The sequence below is a fragment of the Spiroplasma endosymbiont of Amphibalanus improvisus genome (assembly GCF_964030645.1).
Classification (GTDB): domain Bacteria; phylum Bacillota_I; class Bacilli_A; order Mycoplasmatales; family Mycoplasmataceae; genus CAXIPX01.
In genome coordinates this window covers 161263-182449 of sequence record NZ_CAXIPX010000003.1, presented here as the reverse complement: position 1 = coordinate 182449, position 21187 = coordinate 161263, and the positions used below count along the sequence as shown (strand labels likewise).

Sequence of the window (21187 nt, the reverse complement as noted above, 5' to 3'; positions counted from 1 at the left end):
ACTAGTTCAGAAGATTTATGATCACCACCATCTCCATCGTCACCATTGTTGCTTGAATCAAAATCTAATGATTCATCTAAATTCATTTGCCCGTCATCAGGTGTCAAATTTTTTACCATCTTATTTTCCCTTATTGTGTATCATCATTTTTTTCAATTTTTATATATTCATTTTTCTCTGAAATGAATTTAACATTTTCATTAATTCAATCTTTTCTTTTAGCAGTATCATCACCCATTAGAATGTCTACTTGTTTATCTACGACTGATAAATCATCAATGTTCACTAATATTAATTGTCGAGTATCAGGGTTCATCGTTGTTTCTCATAATTGATCAGCATTCATTTCACCTAAACCTTTGTAACGCTGCAATTCATATTTATCATTCATGTTTTCTAAAATCTGCGCTAATTCATCATCTTCTCAGGCGTAACTATATTCTTTTGTTCTTTTGTTTGTAATTTTATACAAAGGTGGTAGCGCTACATAAATTCGTTTATTTTCAATTAGTTGTCGCATGTATCGATAAAAAAATGTCAACAATAAAGTTTGGATATGTGCACCATCAGTATCAGCATCGGTCATAATGATAATTTTAGCATAGTTCGCATCTTCAATTTCAAAAGAATTTCCTAAGCCAGCACCAATAGAGTTAATGATCGCGTTGATCTCTTCATTTTTTAACACATCAGCCAATTTAGATTTTTGTGAGTTTATCACTTTTCCACGTAAGGGTAAAATTCCTTGAAAAGAAGAATCACGTCCACCCTTTGCACTACCACCAGCAGAATCCCCCTCAACTAAAAACAATTCATTAACTGCTTTATTTTTACCCTGAGGTGGTGTTAATTTACCAACTAATAAGTTGCTTCGACTTTTTCCTTTATTTTTTCGCGCAGCATCACGCGCTTTTCGCGCTTGTTCACGAACCGATCTTGCCAATAAAGCTTTTTGAATTATCTCATAAGCTATTTTTTTATTTTCTTTTAGTCAAAATAAAAATTGTGTAGAAACAAAATTATCAACAAACACTTTAGCTTCTGGAGTACCTAATTTAGATTTAGTTTGCCCCTCATATTGAATTAATTTTTCATTCACTTGAATGGAAATAATAGCTGATAATCCTTCGCGAATATCATAAGAATCTAAATTCTTTTCTTTTTCCTTTAAAATTCCTTCATCTCGTGCATACTTATTAACTGCTTTTAATAAACCACTCTTAAAACCAGTTAAATGTGTCCCACCATCTGGTGTTTTAACATTATTTGCAAAAGATAAAATGTTTTCGTTAAAATCATCTGTATATTGAATGGCAATTTTAATGTTTAATTCTTTACCCTTTTGTTCTTTTAATAAAATAACGTCAGTTAACTTTTTTTTCTTTTCATTCAAAAAATTCATAAAATCTTGAATACCATCTGAGTACTGGTAAGTTACTTGTCGATTATTTTTATGATCATTTATGTTAATTTTCAAGTTATCATTTAAAAAAGCAGATTCTTGTAAACGATAACAAATAGTAGAAAAACTAAATTTAATTTCTTTAAAAATTAAAGGATCAGGATGAAATTTAACAATCGTACCTGTTTTTTTAGTTGTTCCAATTTGTTTTAATTTTTTAGCTACATTCCCACCGTTTGCAAAGGAAATTGCATGAATTTGTTTATCACGATGGATCACTACATCAAACTTATCAGATAAAGCATTAACAACACTGGAACCAACTCCGTGTAAACCACCTGAGGTTTTATAACCTCCAGAACCAAATTTACCACCTGCATGTAAAATAGAAAAAATCACTTCAGGCGTAGATTTGCCATTCTTGTGTTTCCCGGTAGGAACTCCACGTCCATTATCTTCTACCGAAACAAAATCATCTGTTAATAAATCAACTGTGATTTCATCACAATAACCTGCTAATGATTCGTCTATTGAATTATCAACAATTTCTCATATTAAGTGATGCAAGCCACGAGAATCAGTCGAACCAATATACATACCAGGTCTTTTTCTGACCGCCGCTAAACCTTCAAGAATTATAATACTAGATTCATCATAATTATTATTCGCCATTTCGTTCACCATTCATATTATTTAAATTATTATCTGGAATTATTTTTTAAAATTGCGAAGAATTAATTGATAAGTTATAGACTTAATAATTAATAACCTTCATTTTTTAAATTCTTATGTATATTATATACTAAAAAAAAATTAATGATTATATTTACAAATAATATTGTATAATTAATAACAAAATTAAAAGAAGGTTATTATGAATGATTTAGGATATTCCATTATTGGGACAATAATTTGCTTTATAATTGGTTATTTTGTAGGATCGATAAATTGATCAATAATTTTAAGCAAAAAAATTTATAATACAGATGTTAGAGAATATTCTAGCAAAAATGCAGGCGCAACCAATACGTATAGGGTTTTAGGCCCAAAGATAGGTGTTTTAGTTTTTTTCTTAGATGTATCGAAGGTACCATTTACTATAATTATGTCATTTTTATTTTCTTTAATAACAACAAAAACATATGCACTATTTGGTGGTATCTCATACTATATCCCTGCTTTCGGAGTTATAATTGGTCACTGTTGACCTATATGGTTTAAATTCAAAGGTGGAAAAGCTGTTTCTACTTTTATTGGTTTGACTATTTGTATTAATATTTTTTATTTCTTAATATTTGCTTTTGTGTGATGGTCATTATATTTTATTTTTAAAAAAGTTTCATTTTCTAGTATTATAGCAACCATTGTTATTGTATTGTTTTGTTGGTTACCCTGAATTTCAGGCTTTGATCAGATGCCATCTTTTTGATTAGATTTAAATAATATTAATTGGGAATTAAATTTCTCTAACTTTCATCAATATTCATTTGCGCTAAATTATTCACAAACTTGTTTAGATTCATGATATATTTCCAACATTATATTATTGTTATCTGGTATTATTTTGATCTGTAAACATCATAAAAATATAAACCGTTTGTTAGATGGTGAAGAAAAAAAATTCTATTTTAGTAAAACTGATGGTGATTTGGAAGTTAAAAATTGTAAAAATGATAATAAAACCGAAGAACCAATAAATGAAAATGTAGTAAAAAAAATAAAAAAAAGATTACTTAAAAATAATCTTTTTTTAATTTTAATAAATGAGATTAGTATTATTTAAAAATTGCTTTCATTCCTCTTCTTTTCTAGTATTAACATCTGCAATAAGTTTATTTTGTGTATTGGTTTGAACAATATCTGAAATCACATTAGTTAATACATAAACTGCATCAATTGCTAAAGGAATGAATAATCATCCAAAACCAGCTTTATAATTTGATAATTTTTCATTTGCGATTAGTTTCATTTAATTGATCAGAGAACTACTGTCACTCAATAATACTGAATCATCTCATTCAAACATAGCACCATCACTGGTTTTGTAACTTCCCTTTGGTGTGTCGCTATGTTGTGAAACTAAAATAGAAGAATTAATTGAACTTATCAAAGAATTAACCCCAAACATAGACCGTTGTATTATATCGGCAATTCCTGAAAAAACTGCCCCGCTCAGTGTTCCACCGATTATATTTTGAGTTTGTTGTTTATTTAGTACATTCATTCTTACCTCCTTTCAAAAATAATTAATTATTGCAAAAAAAATTCCTTTAAATAAAAAAAACATTTGGATTAACCAAATGTTTTTTTTATTTAAAAATTAATTATTAATCTTTTAAGAAATTAAGGTAATATTTTTTGATTTTTGTATTATCCAATTTGTAATTTTCTGGACTAACAGATAAAGCATAACCAGTTGCAAAAGTATTACTAATCAGTAGATGTGTATGAATTAATGTTGATACACATAATTGAATTAAACCAACGATTTTTAATCCATTTATCAATGAACTTCCATAACCCATATCACCTGAAAATGCTGCAAATGTTAATGTTCCACCAGCACTAATTGCAGTTGGAAATGTGAATGAATTCATATTTGGATTAAATTGTTTTGCAAATAAATATTTAAATATAGACATATAAACAATGAACCCCATCATAGTTGAGACAATGAATAACATTCAAATCATAAATATAGTTCAGTTAGTACCGAATAATTTATCATAAAATTGATCAGTACCAGCGTTATGAGCGTCTACCCCTATTCCATAGAATGTAGCTAGTAGTAATGAACCTCCAGAACCGATGATTGCAATAGTTGGAGCTAATTTTTCACTTAATGCCGGTTGAACAAATAAATGTCTTCATAAAATTAATACTAAACATAATAAATACATTAAAAAACTAAATAATCATAAAATTGGAATTATCACACTGTAGATAGAATTGTTAGCAAACATATTTGCGGGCACAGCTGTCCCTACAGATAAACCTATATTTGGAATTAATATAGAAGAATCGATATCTTTAAATTTTCCATTTTTAACCATAACGTATCATCAGAACCCAAAATATAAAATTTGAGGAATCATTCCGATTCATCATAAAATTTGACCAAACATAAATAAAAATTTATTTTCAGGATCTCCTGTCACATCACTTCCAGCTAACTGAAATAAAAATGTTGAGAATGAAACTAATAACAACCACAACAATGGTAAGTGTGCTGTTTCTGTCGGTTCAAATAAAGCTACTTTAATTGTTTTAAAATCTACAATTCATTTTAGTAAAATTATTACAATAATTGATAATTGAATGGCAGCGCAAACTGCTTGAAAAGGTATTATTTTGTTAGGATCACTATCTCCAGTAACTACTAAGTATTGAAATCATGTATTAGCTAAGGTTAAAATACCTAAACCAAAAGATAAAATACCTAGATTAACGTTATGCATACGAGTGGCAAAAACATTCTTTTCTTTTAAATTGCTAATTTTTTTAATATCTTTGTTCAAAATTTTAACATTTGAATCATCACTATTTGTCGTTTTCATTTTAAATACTTCTTATATTTAATTTTAAAATTCCTTTACTTTAACATAATATTATTTTATACATTTCTAAAACACAATATGCAACAAATTTATAAAAAATATTTTTTTAAAAATTTGTTTTACCCCCCTTTTTACGTTCGTTTTCTTTTAATATGGTTTTTCTTAAACGAATAGCATCCGGTGTTACTTCTACTAATTCATCGTTCTCTATAAATTCTAATGATTCTTCCAGATTAAAAACTGTTGGTGGTGTTAAACGAACTGAGTCATCTGTCCCAGAAGATCTAGTATTTGTTAATTTTTTGGCTTTACATGGGTTGACATTTAAATCATTATTTCTAGAATGTAATCCTACTATCATCCCTTCATAGACTTTTGTTTGAGGTCCAATGAATAAAATTCCGCGTTCTTCTAGAGCATTTAATGCATAAGCTAAAGTTACACCTTCAATAATGCTCACCAAAACACCATTTCCTCTTCTAGGGATTTCTCCTTTGTATGGTTCAAAACCATCCACTCTTCTGACTAAGATACCTTCACCATGTGTATCATTAGTGAATTCTTTACGAAAACCAATTAATCCTCTTGTGGGAATACGGTATGTTATTTTATCCCTAACGCCATCAGAATCCATATCTTGCATCAAACCTTTTCTTAAGTTCAATTTCTTAATTACCGTTCCACCATATTCAGTCGGCACATTAATGATCACTTCTTCTATTGGTTCTTGTTTTTGACCAGAAATTTCTTTAAAAACTACTTGAGGTTTAGAAACTCCTAACTCAAAACCTTCACGACGCATATTTTCAATTAAAACTGATAAATGCAATTCGCCACGTCCAAATACCTTAAAACCATCAGCTGATGAATCGGTCATAGGTTCAACCTTTAAACCTACATTGATTTCTTGTTCTTTGTCTAAACGTTCCTTAATATTTCTTGTTGTGATATATTTACCAGATTTACCAGCAAATGGTGAATTGTTAACTAAAAAATTCATACTCATTGTTGGTTCTTCAATAATTATTTTGGGCATCGCATTTATTTTGCCAACCTCACAAATAGTATCTCCAATTGAAATGTTTTCAATCCCTGAAATTACTACAATTTCTCCAGCACAAGCTAAATCTGTTTCTGTTCTTTTTAATCCTTCATAAATAAAAAGATCATTTATTTTCCCTTTTAAAATATCACCGTTATTAGTTGAAATTTCAACATTTTGATTTTTCTTTAATTTACCTTTGAATAAACGACCGATCCCTAAACGACCGATAAATGAATCATAACCTAGTGAAGAAATTTGTAATTGTACTGGTTCTTCTTCAAATTGTGGATTGTAAGCACCAGTATGATTGATAATTTCTTCAAATAAAGGAACTAAATTTTCACCCTTATCTGTTAATTCTTTTTGAACAATCCCATTTTTTGCAATCCCATATAATACCGGGAATTCTAATTGTTCTTCATTAGCGTCTAAATTCATGAACAATTCCAAAACCTCGTCAACTACTTCTGTTGCTCTTTGGTCTTGTTTGTCAATTTTGTTTATTAATAAAATTGGTTTTAAACCTAATTCTAATGATTTTGATAACACGAACCGAGTTTGAGGCATTGGACCTTCAGATGAATCGACTAGTAAAATGACTGTATCTACAGTTTTTAAAATACGTTCAACTTCAGATGAAAAATCACTGTGACCTGGAGTGTCTACAATATTAATTTTGTAGTCTTTATATTGAACAGAACAATTTTTGGAATATATGGTAATTCCACGTTCTTTTTCTAAATCATTATTATCCATAATTTGTGTTTGTGTTGACTTTTCTTCATTTTCACGAAAAACTTTTGATTGTTTTAAAAACGCATCAACTAAAGTTGATTTACCAGCGTCAACATGGGCAATAACGGCAATGTTTATTATTTTTTTATGCATATAATAACTCCTCTAAAATAAAACCAATGGTACGCACACTATAATATATTTTAGAGAAATTATTTATTAAAATAAAGGATTATTTTAATAATCATCATATTATTAAGATTTTATTATAACCTATCTATAATTTATGGCATGGTTTGGTAATACTTACTAATTAAAAAATATAATTTATTAATATTTAATATTATTGTAGATCTTAAATTTATTCATTAAGTCCAAAATTATTTTTTGACATTTAATTATATTGTCTGATGTATTATTTTTTAATATTAAATTCATAACATCTGCAATGATTTTAAATTCTTTTTCTTTAAAACCAACAGTTGTCATTGCGGGGGTTCCTAAACGAATACCACTGGTAATGAATGGCGATTCTGTATCATTTGGGATCATATTTTTATTACATGTTATATTAATTTTTTCTAAGATTTCTTGTGCTTGAGCACCTGTTATATTTATTGAATCTTTAACATTGACTAAAATTAAGTGGTTATCAGTGCCATTTGTTATCAATTTAAAACCATGTTCTTTTAAGCGTTCGCTTAATGCTTGTGCATTACTAATTACTTGTTTTTGGTATTCAATAAATTCTGGTTTTAGCGCTTCTGAAAAACATTGCGCCTTTCCAGCGATAACATGTTCCAACGGCCCTCCTTGATTACCAGGAAAAACAGAACTATCTATTTTTTTAGCCAATGCTTTTTTACACAGGATAATTCCTCCACGAGGTCCACGTAAAGTTTTATGGGTTGTTGAAGTTACAACATCAGCATAAGGAAATGGTGCAGGATGTAAACCCGCAGCAATCAGACCAGCAATATGCGCCATATCTACCATTAAGTAAGCTCCTACCTTATCGGCAATCATTTTAAATTTAGCAAAATCAATTGTTCTAGAATAAGCGCTTGCACCAGCGATAATTAATTTTGGTTTAAATTCAAGAGCAATTTTTTCAATTTCTTCATAGTCTAATAACCCTGTTTCGGCATTAACTCCATAAGTTCTAGAATTGTATAATTTACCAGAAAAATTAATTTTATAACCATGTGTTAAATGCCCGCCAGCTTCTAAACTCATACCCAAAATTTTATCTTGCGGTTCTAGTAGTGCGTAATAAGCGGCAAAATTTGCTTGACTACCAGAATGTGGTTGAATATTAGCGTGTTCAGCATTATATATTTTTTTTACCTGATCAATACCGTATTGTTCAATTTCATCAATATATTGGCAACCACCATAATATCTTTTGAAGGGATATCCTTCGCTGTATTTGTTGGTCAACACACTACCGGTAATTGTTAAAATTTCTTCAGAGACAAAATTCTCAGAAGCAATTAATTCGACATTTTGTTTCTGACGATTTAATTCTAAATTTAAATATTTTTTAATTTGCTTATCAATCATATTAATGTCCTTTTTTAATGATCATCGTTATTTAAACTTAAATAATTATATATTAAAAAAAGACACTTTAAATTGTCTTTTTTTAATATATTTTAATTTTTATAGCCCAATTCCCTCTCAACTACACACAACCTTTAAAGTTCCGATCACTGTTGGATCACTATATTTTTCCTTATTGGTGTTTACATCAATACTAAAAGTTTTATTAGGGACATCTGATACCCATTCATTTAATTGATCACCATTTTCAGCCATAGGAATTTCGATTAAACATTCGGTATTTGGAAGTTCATTATAGAAGCCTTCTTTATTTATTTTATACTGAGTTACAAAATAAGTTCCTTTCGGATCTTGATTTGTTTGGTTAAAATAGTTTTGATACATTTTTAAATTTTGGTCTTCAAAAAAATTATTTTGTGTGAAATAGTCATTAATTGCATCAGTTAACTTACGTGAAGCATAAATATCTAAATTTGGACTTTCAGCTGAAGGACATTGACCAGGAGTGAACACTTTATTACCAGGGATGGTTAATACCCCATTATCACCAAAATTAGAAATATCAATTGGTGGATAATTATAAATAATGAATTGATAACTACCAGTTAATAGTTGTTGGGCATTATCAGTGTCACTAGCACTGATAGTTTCGGTGAACTGCCCTGCTGTTGTATTATAATTTCAACTTAAAGCAATATCATGGACACTGATATTATCAAAATCACCATTTTTATTATTATCAGACGCTAATATATCTTCGACTATAAGTGGTAAAATGAAGTTTGCAGCAGCTTCTTCGTTAAACATTCACGATAGATTATCATCATTTACAATTGAACCATATTGAGGGTCTCATTCTAATGGAAAGTAGACATCCCCTGTCTCATTTTCTGTGTCCCATGTTTTTATTCCTGCTTGTTTAATTAATTCATCATCAATTCCTAATTGAGAAAAATCAAATTTATCACCCGGGATCGGTGTTGGTCCAGGATTAGGTCCAGGGTTTGAACTATTGATCGCCAAAAGTGTTGAAGTAATTATTATAATTATTGCAATTAAAAAAACCGCTGAAGCACCAATTATGATTTTATATTTTTTATTATTTTTGATTATTTCATTAATATTATTAACATTATCTTCAATTTTAACAGGAGTTATACTTGGGCTCAAAGGTTTATTATTAACATAAGGTGTGAACCCTTGATTCAAAGGTTTATTATTAGCATAAGGTTTGAATGGTTGTATTACTTTTGGAATGTCAAAACCATTAGGTCGAGGTCTTGGTTGCTCACTAGGGTTAAACCTAGTTTTGTATTTTAAACATTTGGAATTATCTAAGTAATTAACATAAGAGTATCGGCCTTGGGTTACACGTGTACAAATGTTGCAATCACACATAAGCGCAGCGCTATTATTTGAAACAATATTTTTCAAAGGATATTTTTCAATTTTATATGATTTATTATATTTTGAACTTTTCATTATAGAAAACCGCCAATTAAAATAACAAATTATATTATAATAAATATACCTAAAAATAAGGTCAATGTAAAATCAAAAGTAAAGTATTTAAAATTATATTATAAATTATTTAAAATACAACAGTTATTAAATTAGGTCTTCAAAGTTTAAAATTTTATCTGCTCAATTAGTTTCAAAATTAATGTCATGTGTTGTAATTAAAATTGCGCCCTTAAATTTTTGAATCGCTTCTAATAAGGCACTTTTAGCAGCAATATCAATATGGTTGGTTGGTTCATCTAAAATTAATAAACCATAAGGTTCTAAACATAACTCGGCAATTCGAACTTTTGTTTGTTGTCCCCCTGATAATTGATTCATCTTATTAAACATTAAAGAAGTTTTAATTCCAACGCTAGCTAAAATAGTTTTGATTGCTTTGTCTTCTAAATTAGGTTTTAAGGTTTTTAAATATTCAATCGGAGTGCGTTCATCAAGATCTTCAATTTGTTTAAAGTAACCAATTTTCAATTGATCACCTAATTTTAAAGTACCCGATATTTTATCTACTAATCCATATAGGGTATTTAATAGAGTTGTTTTACCAATTCCGTTGTATCCTTTAACAATCCACTTTTCATTTTCTCTTATTTCAAATGTTAAGGGTTTTAAAAGCGCTTTATTTTTATAACCAATTTCTAAATTATCCGCTTTAACAAATAAAGAAGTAGATGGTCTAATATATTTAAAGTTAAATTTTGGCAAAGGTTCTTTGGCCAATTTATCTAATTTAACCATTTTATCAATTTGCTTTTGACGTGACTGCGCACTTTTTGCAGTTGAAGCACGAGCTTTATTTTTATCAACATAAGTTTTTAATTTATCTATTTTTTTAATTTGACTCTCATATGCTTTTTCATATTGATCGCGTCTTAATTCACTTTGTTCTATGAATTTTTCGAAATTCCCCACATAACGATTAATTATTTTATTTTCAATAGCATAAATAATTGAACAAGTTTGATTAATAAAGTCTCGGTCATGTGAAACAAGTAAAAAAGCATTTTTATAATTGTTCAAAAACTTTATTAATCATTTAACTTGTTGTACATCTAAAAAGTTAGTTGGTTCATCTAGTAATAACAAGTCATTATCTGATAATAATAATTTCGCAAGCAGAACTTTACCGCGTTGCCCTCCAGATAGTTCTTCTAATTTCTTATCGTGTCATTCCTTATCAATCGCTAATCCATCAATTAAATTACCTATTGTTTGATCGATAGAATAAAAACCTGAATGCTCTAATTCTTCTTGTAATCCCATTGCTTTCATATATTCTTTTTCATTATATTCTTCAGACATTTTTGAATAAATGTCTTCAATTTTTTGTGATTTATCATATAAATTTTGATAAGTAGAATGTAAATACTGAATGACAGTTAAATTACGATCAACATCTTGATGTTGATCTAAATAACCAATCTTACAATTTTTACCAAATTTAAAAAAAATATTGTCGGGATTAATTTTTTTAGATAGTATGTTCAACAAAGTTGTTTTACCAGCTCCATTTGGTCCCACTAAGGCAATATGTTCCCCATTGTTAATGATTAGCGTCGCATCTTCGTATAATGGTTTACCTTTAATTTTGTGAGTAATATTCTCTGCTCTTAAAATGCTCAAAATTAGTTTCTTTCCAAAAAAATAAATATATATAATATATAATAACACTGGTTAAAGTTATAGACTAGATAAAAATTTAATAAATTGCTCAAATAAAAACAATGAGTTCATCGTTTTTATTTGAAAAGTATCTGGTATATTAAAAAATAAACAAATGTTTTACAAACAGAAAATATAATTCTAAATTTATGATTGGATAATAATGCCAACAATATTTTTAATTTTGATTCATCATTGTTAAAAAACTAATATCTTTTTAAAATATAGTTCAAGTCAATATAATTTTTCTTAATTTCATCTCTCACTTTTTTAAACTGAATGAAACTAATATAACTTTTGAATTTATTTATTATGCATTTAAATTATATAAATTGCACAGATAAATATAAAGTATTCATGTAAGTCAGAGTGCCAGTATTTTCAAATCAATAATTAGTATCATCTAATTTAATTCAAATTGTTTTTATAATATTATTTTCACTATCTCAATCAACTGGATTTGCATTACCATCTAAAACAGTTATGTTATCTGAATTAAAATCAAATGCACTACTTAAAAAATAATCACTATAACCTATTAAGTTTTCGGTGTAATAATCATTGATTATATGTTCAACAAATTCTTGATCGCTATGGATGTTACTTACTGTGTCTTGAACAGCATAATGGTCTATTACATATAGTTGTTTTGCATCTGGTTTTAACATCAAATATGGTTCTTTTGTAGTTTTTGTAAGATAAATATTATCATTTAATATCAATTTGTCTGTAACAATGTATCAAAAACTAATTGGTTCACCAAAAAAATAATCAGAATTTCCAATAGGAGTTATAGTGATTATTTTAGGTGTTATAGACAATTGACCATTTTTTTTAGTGTCTTTGGGGAATGCTTGAAAATCACCAGTTGTTTTAATTGTGTAATCAACACTTTCGTACACATGTTCTGTGGGTATGAACGAATCTACTATTGCATCAAATCATTTTGTGAAACTAATTCTTGTAGACCTTTCGTCTTTTTCTGGATTGATTAATATAATATTTCCGTCATGATCAATTTTATTGGCAACAGTTTCTGAACTTACCATTTCTGTGGTGTTTAAGTTTAATAAAAAATAAAGAACACCCATTGACAAACCAATCGGTAAAATAATTAACATAAACAATCTTGTAAATCATTTCATAATGTACCCACAACATGATTAAAACTTAAATATAAATCACTGAGAAAATATTATGATAATCACAATTTGCTAAATAATGAATGAAATTATTTTTTGATATAAATTTCTACAAAAATTAAAAAAACTCAGCTATCATCTTTGCACAATCTCTTTTGTAAAAATAATTAAAAAATAAAGTTTATAATATATAATCATATTATATAATAAAATACATTTTATTTCAATTGTGTATAAACTAATAATTATATCATAATAATTTAAAAATAGATAATTTTTAAATTATTTATTTTATATAACTTTATCACTCAAAATAAAAAGTCTAAATTCATTTAGACTTTTTATTTTAGAATTATTGTACATCAGAATAATCAATTGTAAATGTACATGAACCAATAACTGTAGGGTCTTCTGCTGAATGTTTCGCTTCTATTGTAAATGTAATTGTTTTATTAGCCACATCTACAATTCATGGATTGTTCGACAATTCAGCGGATGTTAATGCAACCGGTATTGTTATTAGCGAATTATCCATATCGTCATAGCTATATCAACCATTCCCGTCTTCATCGGAAAATGAACTAGCAAAATAATATCCTTTAGGATCTTGAGATAAATTATCTGTACCAAAGTAACCATTATACATACTTAAATTATTATTATTAAAAAATTCTTCATCTGTAAAATAATTGTAGATGGCAGCCGATATTCTGTTGGCTGTGTGTATACCGAGATCTGTACCTGTTGTAGGTAATTCATTGGGTTTAAAAATTCCTGTACCAGGAATTGTAATTACACCATTATCTCCCAATTTTGATAAATCAATTGGAGCGAAGTTATTAATGTAAAACTCACAACTTCCAGTCAATAAATTTTGGGCATTTTCAGTATCACTAGGTGTAATTGTTTCTTTATAGATACCTGCAGTAGTGTCGTAATTTCAATCAACTTTTATATCATCACTTGTAATTCCTTCGTATGATAGTGCGATTATTGAAACAGCGACAGTAGTAACATAAGATTCAGCGCTCCCATCAAACATCCATGAGTACATTTCCTCATCTTTTAATGTCCCGTTAATGGGATCTCATTCTGATGGATAGAAACCATAACCTTCTTCATAAATAGGTAATGCTAATAAAGCATAAATAGAATGATTTTGATCGTTTAAAATATTTAAATTAAATTTTGATGAATCTGGATCATCACAAGCTACAACGTTCATCACTGGAATAACAGCGATACTCATTGTTGATAAAAGACTTAACATTTTTTTCATAATATACCCCCACAGAATGTAGTATATTATTAATTTTATTATATTAATTATAACATATTTAAGGAAATTATTATACCTTAAATGTTTAATTTAAACAATATTTATAATGTATAAATATTAAAAATAGCTATTCTTTAATAATTTTTAAATTATTTATTTTAGAATTATTGTACATCAGAATAATCAATTATAAATGTACATGAACCAATAACTGTAGGGTCATGTGGTGATTGGTGTTCTATGTTTGGATTATTATAATTTGCTTCTATTGTGAATGTAATTTGTTTATTAATTATATCTGCTTGCCAAGTTTCTTCGTTTAAATCATTTCAATTTTTCGCAATTGGAATTAAAATTAATGATTTTTCTAAATCATCATAACTGTAAGGATAATCATCACCACCATTTGTTGAAAATGAACTAGCAAAATAATATCCATTAGGATCTTGAGATAAATTATCTTTACCAAAGTAACCATTATACATACTTAAATTATTATTGTTAAAAAATTTTTCATCTGTAAAATGGTTATATATAGCATCTGATATTTTTCGAGATGTTTGTAGATTAATATTTTCAGCAGATATTTTTGAATCAAAAATTCCTTCGCCAGGAATTGTAATTACACCATTATCTCCCAATTTTGATAAATCAATTGGAGCAAAGTTATTAATGTAAAACTCACAACTTCCAGTCAATAAATTTTGGGCATTTTCAGTATCACTAGGTGTAATTGTTTCTTTATAGATACCTGCAGTAGTGTCATAATTTCATTCAACATTTATATTATCACTTGTAATATTTTTATAAGGATTTGTTGTTATTCCTTCATTATTGGTATATGTAAAATCTTGAATAAAATTAACAACACTATTATTAACATAAGATTCAGCGCTCCCATCAAACATTCATGAGTACATCCCATCATCTTTTAATGTCCCAATAGTGGGATCCCATTCTGATGGATAGAAACCATAACCTGAATTTGTGTTATTGTCTCAAATAGGTAATGCTAATAAACTATAAATAGAATGATTTTGATCATTTAAAAAATCTAAATCAAATCTTAACCTTTCAGGTTGTTGGGTTTCTAATTCATCCCCACAAGCAACAACACTTACCATTGGTATAATAGCGATACTCATTGTTGATAACATACTTAACATTTTTTTCATAATATACCCCCATAAAAAAAACAGTATGTTAATACTATTATAATTATATCATTTTGATAAATAGAATTCATCAAAATGAAATTAACTTCATGGTCAATGATCATCATCATACATATTCACATAGTTATAGACTGAATCTTTCGCCTTAGAACTATTATCATCAGATAACCAAATTTCTTCTCCGCTCCCAACAACGGTTTCAGTCCTTAAAATATCTTGACCACCATTTCAATTAGGTTGGCTTCAATCTCACGTATTTGTACTACCAATAATTATTGTTCTGTTCATAACATCATCATAATCTCAACCAATCAGATTTTGAGAAAAACCCCTTAAAAATGGTTCAACTAAATCATCATCCGATTTCGCCCCATCGGCATTAATCCCTATGTGATTTGAATTTCATCTTGCACTGATTGTATCAAAGGCCAAATCTCTAGCATCAAAACCTACCTGATCTTCGGAAGGCACTGTTTTATCGAAAGCAAAATTATTTCAAGCTAAACCTGGAAGAACAACAAAGAAAAATTTCATTGGTGGCCCTTCTAAATATTTTGAACCTGATAAAGGTGTAATTTCCATTTCTTTTACAGGTATACTAGAACCTAGTGTACAATCACTGAAATCACCACCACCTAATACTTCTATTGTATAGTCAATGTCAATGTCAGCATCAGCTCCGGGAAGTTCTGTATCAATTTGTTGATTAAACCATTCAACAAATTCAGCTTCTATTTCCTCAGAAGTACTTACTGGCATACTTCCGTTATCATAATCATAATATTGTGATTTAATGAAAATAAGTCTACCATTTTTATTGATTTGATTTTTTAAGTAATTTGAATATAATGGGTCATCATAAGTTGATGGAATTACGATATAAAAGATAAAAAACACAACAGCGATTACACTTATTAAGATCACCACAATTAGAAAAATTCAAGATAATTTCATTATAAAATTAACATTTTCAGGTTTAATATGACCTTTATCATTATCTTTATTCTCGTACATTTCTGCATCGCTTTCATTTATGAAATCACCACCATTATATTGGTTAAAATCATCATTAAAAAATTCTTCTGGTTCATAAACATTATTATCATTGATAAAAATATCAATGTCTCCGTTATTTTCATGTTGTTGATTTTCTTGATCGAAAGAAAAATCTGGAACCTGCGATTCTTTTTCTGGGATGCCTGAAAAATTTTGATTATTAGTATTCAAAAATTCTTCTTTTTTCTTTTTCTTCATACTTAGCACCTTTTATTTGGAAATAAATTTTTAAGATACAATGAAATATTGTTTGAAATAACAATAATAATATGATATTATTGTTGATTATATAGTTAATATAATTTTACTATAATATGCAAAAAAAAGCAATTACACACCGTGATTGCTTTTCAATATATTTTTTAAATTTACATTATTAAGATAATTCTTATATTTATTTTAATTTAAAAGCTAAGGAAAATAATGCATGATTGTGCATCTCAATATGGACCCATTATTTTAATTTGATTATAAACTTCAACTTGATCTGATTTGTTAGTATCATATACATAAACAGCTGGTTCATCTTTATATGGGTCATTTTCCCCTATATAATCTTTACATTCATAAGTAGCATTTCTAAATAAATCATCATAACTTACACCAAAACCTATTAAATTATGGGTAAATATTTTTTTAAAATATTTAAAAAATGATTCATCATCGGTTACAACATCATTTTTCCCCATTATTAAACTCGGTACACCATTACCATAATATTTTGATGGCACCGTATTTATATTTGGACTTATAAAACCATCGTTAATCGAACCCATATATTGAGAGCATATTGGGCTATTAGGTCCATTACTAATTTGGTCTAAAACCGAAACGTGAAATGTAATTATTTGTGTAGATGAAAATAATGTCGAACTTTGTATTGGTTTAACTTTAATGTCAGTGCTCCCCCAACCACTTATATAGCCGTTACCTTTATCTGCAGCTTCATAATCGCATTTCTCAAAAACACCTTCTGAAGTGAAATCCACTCCTGCTTGTGCATGTACAACAATATTTCGTGTATCTAAAAATCAAGAATCTATTTGTTCTTCGATTCAAACATTAAAATTATTTTGCGTGTCAGTTGCATTACCTTCTCAGTGAAGTTCGATTCCATTACCGTTGCTGTCAATATAACTTTTCAGATCTGAAGGATTCATTGGTCTTATATCATCATCTTTTTTAAAGTCACATGCAACAACACTAGTTATAGGAATAATTGAAAAAAAACTAATACTTAAAATACTTAAAAATTTCTTCATCGTTCTTCTCCTTACTATACATAAAAGCAAATATGATAATAAAAATAACCTTCAAATACACCATTACCTGGTTGTGCGGGTATACAAATAACTTTCCAGAAACCATTTCTATCGTAATTTCATGTTTTAACAGTACCATCTTGAGGGAAGTTTTTAGGTGACAAATATTTTTCAAATAACAGCGTTCTTTCTGAATCATTAGTATACCCATTCATTACATCATCCACTGGTAATGTTGGTATCCCACCTTGATCATAAGGAGTTTTCACTATCTCTTTAATGCTATATAGAATATCAGAATATGCTAGTTTATATCTAACATTATTGTAAAGAACTGGTTGATGTGCACCCCTATCTATATAACCATCAAATGTACTTTTTTTAGTATTATAATTGTATCTTCCATCTGAACGCAAATGCCCTGATGTTTCATCTCCTGCATCACTTGTCCTACTATTTGTGTCTGGATTTTCGTATCATAAATGTGGATCATCACACTGATACGCCTTTAATTTAACTTTATGGCCAGATGAAGAACCAGTTATTTCTGAATTCGAACCAGTTGTTTGAATGGTTGCTGTATTTGTAATAGTATCTCTACTTGCATTTAAGACATTTTGATCACCTATACCAGTATCATTTTTGAAAGTTATTTTAATGTCTGAAGTACTGACTATCACTCCAGTTGCGTTATTTATTTCCTGTACAACTTGTTGTGCATATTGGTCCGCAATAGCGTCTGGTCGATTTGAAACATAATATTCTTGATCAAATATACTATCAAAATTTATGTCTCCAATATCATTTGGTTCATTTGAAACCACCTGGATAGTTTCACTTTTTTTCCCTTCCAAATCATCTCTTCCATAAGTAAAAATAGTTATTCCATATGTACCAGGTAGAGTATCATCAACTCCTTGTCAATCAATTACAAGTTGTTCTTGTGATATAATTGGATATTGACCAGGTAAGGCAGTATTTAAAATATTATAGGTGATATTGAAAAAATTATTTTGAAAATCATTAAAATTATCATTAACATAATAAATGGAATTAGAATTTAATGTAGCTTCTTCACTAGATCCAAAAGCAGTGTTAATATTATATTTTTCAACTTTATTATTGATAGATACGATAATAACACCTATAATACTTCCGAAAACTGCGATTATAATAATTACTAAAAAAGCTCACAAAAAATTATTATTTTTTTGTTTCAAAATCATTTGTTGATGACTACGAGGTTTTTGTTTTTGAAGATTATTTTGATGAACTTGGTTAGGATTTATGACAACAGGATTATAGACTTTTGTAGGAGAAAAAAGGGTTGATGTATTAGACAAAGGATCGTAATTAGTTTGAATCGTTCTTGTTAAGTTTTGATTATTATTGACAGGACTTTGATTATTACTATTAACTCCTTTTTTAGCCATAAAAACCACCTAAAATATTTTAAATCATCTATTTTATTATATTATATAGCATTTTTTATTATAAGTCAATTTAAATATAATGGTGAAAATTAATTAATAAGTATTATAAGTCACTATGCAATAATCAGAAGTACCACCCATTCAATATGAGTTTTGAATGCATGTACCTGTATTACCAAATCAGTATGGATTAATTTCGTCCTTATTCCTTGCAGCAATTGAAAATGGTGCACCTTCTACAAAATCAGTATAATCAGTCCCACCAGATCTAACTAGTCTAGTATTAGTTTTTATATAATCATAATTTCAACCAATAAGATTTTGATCCATATGATCCAATAAATAAGAAGTTAAACTATCATCATCGTTAAATTTATTTCCATCTAGCATTCATTTTTTATCATGATTATAAATTATACCGGGAAATGAAAGATAATATTGTTCATCTGCTGTTAAATTAATCGTTTTGCTATAATCATAATTTGTAAAACATAAATAAGGGCTAACAACAAATGGCAAATCAATTGGATAGCCTTTTATATATTTGGATCCTGGTAAAGGTGTGATTTCCATTTCTTTAACTACAATGTAGTCATACCATCCATAACCCGGAAGTATCGAATCAGTTCAATCATCTTGACCATTATTACTAATAAGTTTTAAAGTATAATCCACATCTTTTTGAACTTTATGACCGTTAATTGATTCAACTTTTGCATTGAATCAATTAACAAATTCAGCTTCTATTTCCTCAGAAGTACTTACAATTGTACTAGGGTCTGTTACTTTATGTGGTTGAGATCTAATCATTATAATCCCACCTTTATTAATATCTTCCTTTATCTCTTTAGAATCAATTGCGATAGAATCGGGAAATAAGAAGAAGACAACTCAACTAAAAAACATTATGATAACTACAAAAATGAAAATTAAATAGCATATTGCAGTTATTTTAAATATTTTTTTTCAATTTTTAGGCGTTCTATTTAAAACTGCATTATTACCAGAACCTGGAGATAATGCTAAATTTTCTTCATCATTTTCTAATATTTCATCTATGGTATTTTCAGCATCATTATCATTTGCTTCGCTCTCAACTGTTATATCATCAGAAGTATCTTCGTCGTAAATATTATTTTCAGAAACATCAGTATTATGATTTATAGAATCATTTACATCAAAGTCATTATTTATTGTCGGAAATTTATTGTTAGTTTTCATTTCTAAGACCCTTTCCAAATTTATTTTAAAGTTAAAATTTATTTGAATTAATATAAAGAATCTGGTATTATTAACTTTATATATTTAATATAATTTTACTATAATTGACAAAAAAAATCAATAATACATGCTTATTGATTTTTTTTGTCAATTATTTAAGTTTATAAAATTATAAAATAAAATTTTAAATACAAAAAGAGTCCTTGTTTTCATTATTAAAATAAAATATTTTAAACATTTTTATAACTTAATAACATTTTTCCGTTAGTTTGAATATTTAGTTTATGATCAAAATTATAAATGAATATTGAATCACCCTTATTTATTTGATAGTCATTAATTACCGCAGAACCCTCAATAATAGTTAATTGTGCCCACTCATTGTCTAATTTTAATGTTTGATTCTTAGTGATTAAATGCAATGTAAAATATTTATTGTTGATTAATTCTCCATCATTAATGTTTTTAATGAAAAATTCATTATCAGGAATAGTTGTCACATTTAAACAATGATCAATGTGTAGTTCTCTTAAATCACCATTTTTATCCTTACGTTCATAATCATAAAAACGATAAGTGATATCTGATGATCTTTGTAATTCAAAAACACTAACACCCTTTGTGATTGCATGAATTTTTCCGGAGGGAACATTAATAAAATCACCTTTTTTAATTTTAATTTTTTGAAATAATTGATCTCATTTTTTGTCACTTACTAAATCATGTAACTCTTTTGCATCTTTGGCATAATGACCATAAATTAATTTCGCATTAACTGGACAATCAATTATATATCAACATTCAGGTTTCCCTAACATTTTATGATGTTTAATAGCATAATTATCATCGGGGTGAACCTGCACTGATAAATTATCATTGGCAGTAATAATTTTAGTTAATAATGGGAATTGTTCAATATTTCCAAATAATGATTTATTTTTTTCAAAAAATTCTTTAAAAGATTGACCACCTTCTAAATAAGTCATTCCATTTTCTAAGGCGCTAATTAATCAAGCCTCACCATATAAATTTGTATCTGGTAATTTAAAACCAAATTCTTTCAGTTTATCACCACCTAAAATATTTTAAATCATCTATTTTATTATAAGTCAATTTAAATATAATGGTGAAAAT

Annotated in this window: 17 protein-coding genes; 1 reads left to right on the top strand and 16 read right to left on the bottom strand. The window is 27.9% G+C overall.

Annotated elements, in window-relative coordinates:
• Positions 1–130: 130 nt before the first annotated feature.
• Positions 131–2074, bottom strand: a complete 1944-nt coding sequence (gene parE / locus AAHM77_RS01265; protein ID WP_342252326.1) for a DNA topoisomerase IV subunit B — start codon at positions 2072–2074, stop codon at positions 131–133.
• Between the two features lie 202 nt (positions 2075–2276).
• Between parE and plsY the strand changes: the two genes are divergently transcribed.
• Complete coding sequence (plsY, locus tag AAHM77_RS01260; protein ID WP_342252325.1) at positions 2277–3185, top strand: glycerol-3-phosphate 1-O-acyltransferase PlsY; 909 nt, start codon at positions 2277–2279, stop codon at positions 3183–3185.
• On the opposite strand, the gene AAHM77_RS01255 is transcribed toward plsY, so the two are convergent.
• From AAHM77_RS01255 to AAHM77_RS01185, 15 genes are all read right to left on the bottom strand, one after another.
• Positions 3159–3371, bottom strand: a complete 213-nt coding sequence (locus AAHM77_RS01255) for a hypothetical protein (protein WP_342252324.1) — start codon at positions 3369–3371, stop codon at positions 3159–3161. The genes plsY and AAHM77_RS01255 overlap by 27 nt on opposite strands.
• Positions 3372–3626, bottom strand: a complete 255-nt coding sequence (locus AAHM77_RS01250) for a hypothetical protein (protein ID WP_342252323.1) — start codon at positions 3624–3626, stop codon at positions 3372–3374. It lies immediately after the preceding gene.
• A 103-nt stretch (positions 3627–3729) separates the two neighbouring features.
• Complete coding sequence (locus AAHM77_RS01245) at positions 3730–4959, bottom strand: SLAC1 family transporter (protein ID WP_342252322.1); 1230 nt, start codon at positions 4957–4959, stop codon at positions 3730–3732.
• Positions 4960–5065: 106 nt separating this feature from the next.
• Positions 5066–6892 (bottom strand): translational GTPase TypA, encoded by a 1827-nt coding sequence (gene typA, locus AAHM77_RS01240; RefSeq protein ID WP_342252321.1) that lies wholly within the window; start codon positions 6890–6892, stop codon positions 5066–5068.
• Between the two features lie 177 nt (positions 6893–7069).
• Complete coding sequence (locus tag AAHM77_RS01235; protein WP_342252320.1) at positions 7070–8302, bottom strand: serine hydroxymethyltransferase; 1233 nt, start codon at positions 8300–8302, stop codon at positions 7070–7072.
• A gap of 99 nt (positions 8303–8401) precedes the next feature.
• Positions 8402–9784, bottom strand: a complete 1383-nt coding sequence (locus AAHM77_RS01230; protein ID WP_342252319.1) for a hypothetical protein — start codon at positions 9782–9784, stop codon at positions 8402–8404.
• A gap of 126 nt (positions 9785–9910) precedes the next feature.
• Positions 9911–11446 (bottom strand): ABC-F family ATP-binding cassette domain-containing protein, encoded by a 1536-nt coding sequence (locus AAHM77_RS01225; protein WP_342252318.1) that lies wholly within the window; start codon positions 11444–11446, stop codon positions 9911–9913.
• A 362-nt stretch (positions 11447–11808) separates the two neighbouring features.
• Entirely contained in the window at positions 11809–12630 is an 822-nt protein-coding gene (locus tag AAHM77_RS01220) for a hypothetical protein (RefSeq protein ID WP_342252317.1), read from the bottom strand.
• Positions 12631–12979: 349 nt separating this feature from the next.
• Positions 12980–13906 (bottom strand): hypothetical protein, encoded by a 927-nt coding sequence (locus tag AAHM77_RS01215; RefSeq protein ID WP_342252316.1) that lies wholly within the window; start codon positions 13904–13906, stop codon positions 12980–12982.
• 164 nt (positions 13907–14070) lie between these two features.
• On the bottom strand, positions 14071–15081 hold the full coding sequence (locus tag AAHM77_RS01210; RefSeq protein ID WP_342252315.1) for a hypothetical protein: 1011 nt from the start codon (positions 15079–15081) through the stop codon (positions 14071–14073).
• Positions 15082–15162: 81 nt separating this feature from the next.
• Entirely contained in the window at positions 15163–16335 is a 1173-nt protein-coding gene (locus AAHM77_RS01205) for a hypothetical protein (protein WP_342252314.1), read from the bottom strand.
• Between the two features lie 206 nt (positions 16336–16541).
• Complete coding sequence (locus tag AAHM77_RS01200) at positions 16542–17399, bottom strand: hypothetical protein (protein WP_342252313.1); 858 nt, start codon at positions 17397–17399, stop codon at positions 16542–16544.
• A gap of 14 nt (positions 17400–17413) precedes the next feature.
• Positions 17414–18832 (bottom strand): hypothetical protein, encoded by a 1419-nt coding sequence (locus AAHM77_RS01195; RefSeq protein WP_342252312.1) that lies wholly within the window; start codon positions 18830–18832, stop codon positions 17414–17416.
• Between the two features lie 93 nt (positions 18833–18925).
• Entirely contained in the window at positions 18926–20053 is a 1128-nt protein-coding gene (locus tag AAHM77_RS01190; protein WP_342252311.1) for a hypothetical protein, read from the bottom strand.
• A 230-nt stretch (positions 20054–20283) separates the two neighbouring features.
• Positions 20284–21039 carry a type I phosphomannose isomerase catalytic subunit gene (locus AAHM77_RS01185; protein WP_342252310.1) on the bottom strand — a complete coding sequence of 252 codons (756 nt, stop codon included), beginning with the start codon at positions 21037–21039 and terminating at the stop codon, positions 20284–20286.
• Positions 21040–21187: the final 148 nt, after the last annotated feature.